The following is a 4803-nucleotide window of genomic DNA, read 5'->3' on the forward strand; positions in this document are numbered from 1 at the left end:
GGTAGCTGACGGTGCAGCCGCCGGGCCCGACGCCGACCACCCCCGCCCCCGGCGGCTGCACCGTCAGCTACCTGCCCAACTCGTGGAACAACGGCTTCACCGCCGAGGTGCGGGTGCGCAACGACGGATCCGCGGTCAGCGGCTGGACGGTCGGGTTCGCGTTCACCGCCGGGCAGACCGTCACCAACGCGTGGAACGCCACGGTCACCCAGTCCGGCGGGCAGGTCACCGCCCGCAACGCGGCCTGGAACGGCACCATCCCCGCCGGTGGCACGGTCAGCTTCGGTTTCCAGGGCACCCACGGCGGCCAGAACCCGTCGCCGACCGGCTTCACCCTCAACGGTTCCGGCTGCCGGGCCGGCTGACCGGCGAACCGCCGGTGCCGACCGGTACCGGCGTCTACGGTGTGGTTAGAGAAGATCGGGCGTGGGGTACCACCCGCTGCACGACGGACCCCGACGTACGGCGGGGCGGCACATCCGAGGGAGCACCGATGCCACTCAACGACGACGACATGACGACCACCACCGGCGGTGGTGGCCTGGAGGGCCCGGCCGACGGCGGCGCGACTCCCGGCCAGCAGGACGGTGGCGCCGACGGTGGTGCCGACCGCGGCGCCGAGCGTGGTCTTGACCAGGGCGCCGACCAGGGCGCCGAGGGCCCCGCCGACGGCGGGGCGACCCCGGGGAAGCAGGACGGCGGCGCCGACGGCGGCGCTGAGGGTCCGGCCGACGGCGGGGCGACCCCGGGTCAGCGCGACGGTGGCGCCGACGGCAGCGCCGCCTGACGGATCAGCCGTGGCGCACATCGACCCGCCGGGCGGCCGCCGCCCGGCGGCTCCGTCCGCACCCACTGCCGCGCTGGCCCGCTGCGTCTCGGTGGAGCCGGCCAAGTTCGCCGCCGCCCACTGGGGACGGACGCCGCTGCTGTCCCGCGCCGACGAGCTGCCCAACCCGGCCGGCTTCACCGATCTGCTCAGCACCACCGACGCCGACGAGCTGCTCAGCCGGCGCGGTCTGCGTACCCCCTTCCTGCGGGTGGCCAAGGACGGCGAGCTCGTGCCCGCGGCCCGGTTCACCGGCGGCGGCGGCGCCGGCGCCGAGATCGGTGACCAGGTGCTCGACGAGCGGGTCCTGGAGCTGTACGCCGGCGGCGCCACCCTCGTCCTGCAGGGCCTGCACCGCACCTGGCCGGCCCTGATCGACTTCGCCCGCGACCTGGGCGCCGCGCTCGGGCAGCCGCTGCAGGTCAACGCCTACCTCACCCCGGCCGGCAGCCAGGGCTTCGCCACCCACTACGACACCCATGACGTCTTCGTGCTCCAGGTGGACGGCCGCAAACACTGGCGGGTCCACCCCCCGGTGCTGCCCGAGCCGCTGGAGAAGCAGCCCTGGGGCGGCCGGGCCGACGAGGTCTCGGCGACCGCCGACGGGCCCACCGCCCTCGACGTGGTGCTCGCCCCCGGCGACGCGCTCTACCTGCCCCGGGGCTGGCTGCACAGCGCGCAGGCACAGGAGTCCAGCTCACTGCACCTGACCGTCGGGGTCCGCGCGCTGACCCGGTACGCCCTGGTCGAGGAGCTGCTCGCCCTGGCCGCCGAGGACCAGCGGCTGCGCGCCACCCTGCCGTTCGGCGTCGACGTGGCCGACCCGGACGCCATCGAGCCGGAACTCACCGAGACCGTCGAGGCGCTGCGGGACTGGCTGCTGCGCGCCGAACCGGCCGCGGTCGCCGCCCGGCTGCGCCAGCGGGCCTGGCCGGCCGCCCGGCCGGCACCGATCCGCCCGCTGGCCCAGGCGGACGCGCTCGCCGCCCTGGACGCCGGGACCCGGCTCGCCCCCCGCCCGGGCCTGCGCTGGCAGCTCGCCCCGCAGGGGGAGAAGGTGGCGCTGCGGCTGTTCGACCGCAGCATCACCCTGCCTGCCCAGTGCGCGCCGGCCGTCCGCGCGCTGCTCACCGGGCAGGTCTGCCGGGTCGGCGACCTGCCCGGCCTGCACGACGACGCCGACCGCGTCACCCTGGCCCGCCGGCTGTTGCGGGAGGCCGTGCTGATCCCGGCCTGATCCGACGCCGGCGAGGCGCCCCGCCTCAGGCCGGCCCCGGCGCCGGGACGGACCGCGGCCGGGGGGGCACTCGCCCGGGCCGGCCCGGCCGGGCGCGGCGTCGAAGGTCCGGCGCGCGAGGACCGTGAACCCGCCGAACGACCGGCCGCGCCACCGACTCTCAGCGGGCCACCAGCAGCGCGACGGTGGCCACCAGCCCGGCGACGATGACGACCGTGACCGGGCGGGGGCCGAGCACGGCATGCCGGCGGTCGGCCAGGGCCTTCGCGGGCACCAGGCCGGCCAGCGGGCCCAGCAGCGTCACCACCAGGGCCAGCACCGGCATCCCGACGGCCAGGTCGCCGCCGTACCGCTCGCCCACCGCCCGGGCCGCGGCACCGAGGGTGTACGCGAGCACCGCGCCGGCTACCCCGCAGAGCGCCAGCACCGGGTTCACCGAGCCCGGCAGGTCACCCGGCTGCCGGGTGCGGTTGAGCAGGTCCCGCACCCCACCGAGCAGCAGCACCGGATCGGCCGCGGCGCCGGTCACCGGCGCGGGCGGATCACCCGCCCGCCGCCCGAGCGAGCCGAGCCGGCCGCGCAGCTGCTGCCACAGGTGGGCCGCCTCCGCGTCGACCCGCTCCTGCACCTCCCGAGCCGCCGCCAGCTCCCGCTCGGCACGGCGGACCTCGGCGGCGGCCTCGGCGACGGCCCGCTCGGCCGCCGCGCACTGCTGTTCGTACCAGTCGTGCGCCTCGGCCCGCTGGGCGTGCACCCGGGCGGTCAGCTCGGCCAGCCGCCGGATCTGGGCGGCGTACGTCTCACTCGACACCGGTTCGTTCACCGCGACGGCCCGTAGGGGATGATCACCTGGCCGGTACGGTGCACCGCCCGGTCGAAGTACAGGCCCCGCCAGGGGCGGGGATACCAGTCCGGCCCGCCGGTGCCCGGATACAGCGACGAGCCGAGCTCCCCGCCGTGGGCGTCCAGTGCCACCCAGGCGCCGATCTGGTCGGTGCGGGCCGCCGGCCCGCCCAGGTCGGCGCGCATCCGGGCCACCCCACGCCACCAGGCCAGCACGTGCGTCCGCCGCTCCGGCCCGTCGTGCAGGATCCGCCGCAGCTGCTCCAGCCCGGTACGCCGCCCGATCCGCGCCGCCAGCGCGCCGGCGGCCGCGTCCACCGCGAACAGCAGCAGGTAGTGCGGCGTCCCCGGGGTGCCCGGCGCGTCCAGGCCGTCGGCCGTCTCGGCCGTCAGCTCGGCGACGGTCTCCTCGTCGTACCAGGCGGCGTCGTCGGCCAGGTCCTCGTAGAGGGACCGGGCGACCGGGTCGGCGTCCGGGTCGAGGCAGGCGATGGAGAACCGGGCCGTACCGGGCCGATGCTGCCGCGCCAGGGACCGGGCGGCCGCGTCCAGCACCGCGCACGCCTCGTCCACCCGGGTGCCGAGCACCGCCAGGTTGCGGCCGGGGGCGCGGGGCAGCCGCAGCGCGGCCGAGCGGGCCTGCACGTCGATGATCTCGCCGAGCAGCGCGACCGGGGTGCGTGGGTGGCCCTGCTCCGGGGCGGTCAGCGCCCGGAAGTCGGGTGCCTCGGCCAGCCGGGGGATCGCGTCGCCGTCGAAGAGCCGGGCCGGCGCCGCGTCCTGGGGGCGCATCCGCCACAACCGGTGCTGCAGGTCGCTCCAGGTTTCCCAGTCGCTGGCCGACGGGATGCGGGCCACCTGGTTGCCCTCGACCAGGCCCGACTCGGCGTTGACCACCGCGTGGTGGCGGGGCAGCGACTGGGCGGCGTCGTTGCGTTCGGCGAGGATCCGCAGCGCCTTGGGCAGCGCGATCCGCAGGGTGAACTGGGCGACCAGCGCCGGCCGCCCCCACAGCGCCTCGATGCCGCGTACGTCCTGCGACGCGAGCACCAGGTGGATGCCCTGCGATCGGCCCCGCCGGGCCAGGTCCTCCAGCAGGTCCGCCGCCTCGCGGGCGACCACGTCCCGACCGGCCAGCAGCATCTGGAACTCGTCGACCACCGCGACGATCCGCGGCCAGTGCCCGGTCGGGTCGACCGCGCGCAGCTCGGCGAGCTTGGTGACCTCGTGTTTCTTGGCCGCGTCGGCCCGCCGGCGCAGCTCCTCGGCGAGGAACCGCAACAGGGCGAGCCCGAACTCCCGGTCGGTGTTGACGTTGATTCCGACCAGCCGCATGTGCGGCAGCCAGCTCGGGTCGCGCCGGCCCTGCGCGAACCGGGCGAAGGACACCCCCTCCTTGAAGTCCAGCAGATAGAACTCCAGCTCCGCCGGGGAGTAGCGGGCGGCCAGCGCGCCGATCCAGGCGAAGATCAGGTTCGTCTTGCCGGTGCCCGACGGTCCACCGATCAGCGCGTGCGGCGGGTAGTCGCCCAGGCTGAGCAGCACCGGCCGGCCGTGCGGCCCCTCACCGATCGGGGCGGTCAGCCCGGTGGCCGAATCCTCCCCCCACATCCGCTCAGGCGGCGGGAGCAGGTCGGTGAACGGGATCGGCGCCGGCCCGGCGTTGACCCGGACCGCCACCTCTCGGCAGGTCTCGGTGACCAGGGTCGCCGGGGGCGGCGGGTCCAGCCGGACCGGCAGGCCGGGCGGGCCGCCGACGTGGGCGCCGTCCGGTCCGGCCACCACCCGGGTCACCGTCGGGTCGTCCGGCAGCGCCACCCCCCGGACCACCAGGTGCACCCCGCAGGCCGCCCCGGTACGCACCACCCGGTCGAGCTGCCCGCGCTCGTGCCGGGAC

Annotated in this window: 5 protein-coding genes; 3 read left to right on the top strand and 2 right to left on the bottom strand. The window is 76.8% G+C overall.

Translation table 11 applies throughout. The features are described from left to right. Positions 1-11 precede the first annotated feature (11 nt). The 3 genes from C1I99_RS29370 to C1I99_RS29380 all read left to right on the top strand — a co-directional run bounded on the left by C1I99_RS29370 (position 12) and on the right by C1I99_RS29380 (position 2063). A complete protein-coding gene (locus C1I99_RS29370; protein WP_233512785.1) occupies positions 12-365 on the top strand; it encodes a cellulose-binding domain-containing protein in 354 nt (117 codons plus the stop codon). A gap of 128 nt (positions 366-493) precedes the next feature. Beyond that, positions 494-787, top strand: coding sequence for a hypothetical protein (locus C1I99_RS29375; protein WP_111137437.1), 294 nt, complete (start codon positions 494-496; stop codon positions 785-787). Positions 788-797: 10 nt separating this feature from the next. After that, a complete protein-coding gene (locus tag C1I99_RS29380) occupies positions 798-2063 on the top strand; it encodes a cupin domain-containing protein (protein WP_111137438.1) in 1266 nt (421 codons plus the stop codon). Between the two features lie 160 nt (positions 2064-2223). On the opposite strand, the gene C1I99_RS29385 is transcribed toward C1I99_RS29380, so the two are convergent. Both C1I99_RS29385 and C1I99_RS29390 read right to left on the bottom strand, forming a co-directional pair. Next, positions 2224-2886, bottom strand: coding sequence for a hypothetical protein (locus C1I99_RS29385; protein WP_111137439.1), 663 nt, complete (start codon positions 2884-2886; stop codon positions 2224-2226). Beyond that, positions 2883-4803, bottom strand: a 1921-nt coding sequence (locus C1I99_RS29390) for an FtsK/SpoIIIE domain-containing protein (protein ID WP_111137440.1), incomplete at its 5' end; no start/stop codon positions are given. The genes C1I99_RS29385 and C1I99_RS29390, both read right to left, overlap by 4 nt.

Origin of the sequence: Micromonospora deserti, from assembly GCF_003236335.1 — a bacterium.
Classification (GTDB): domain Bacteria; phylum Actinomycetota; class Actinomycetes; order Mycobacteriales; family Micromonosporaceae; genus Micromonospora; species Micromonospora deserti.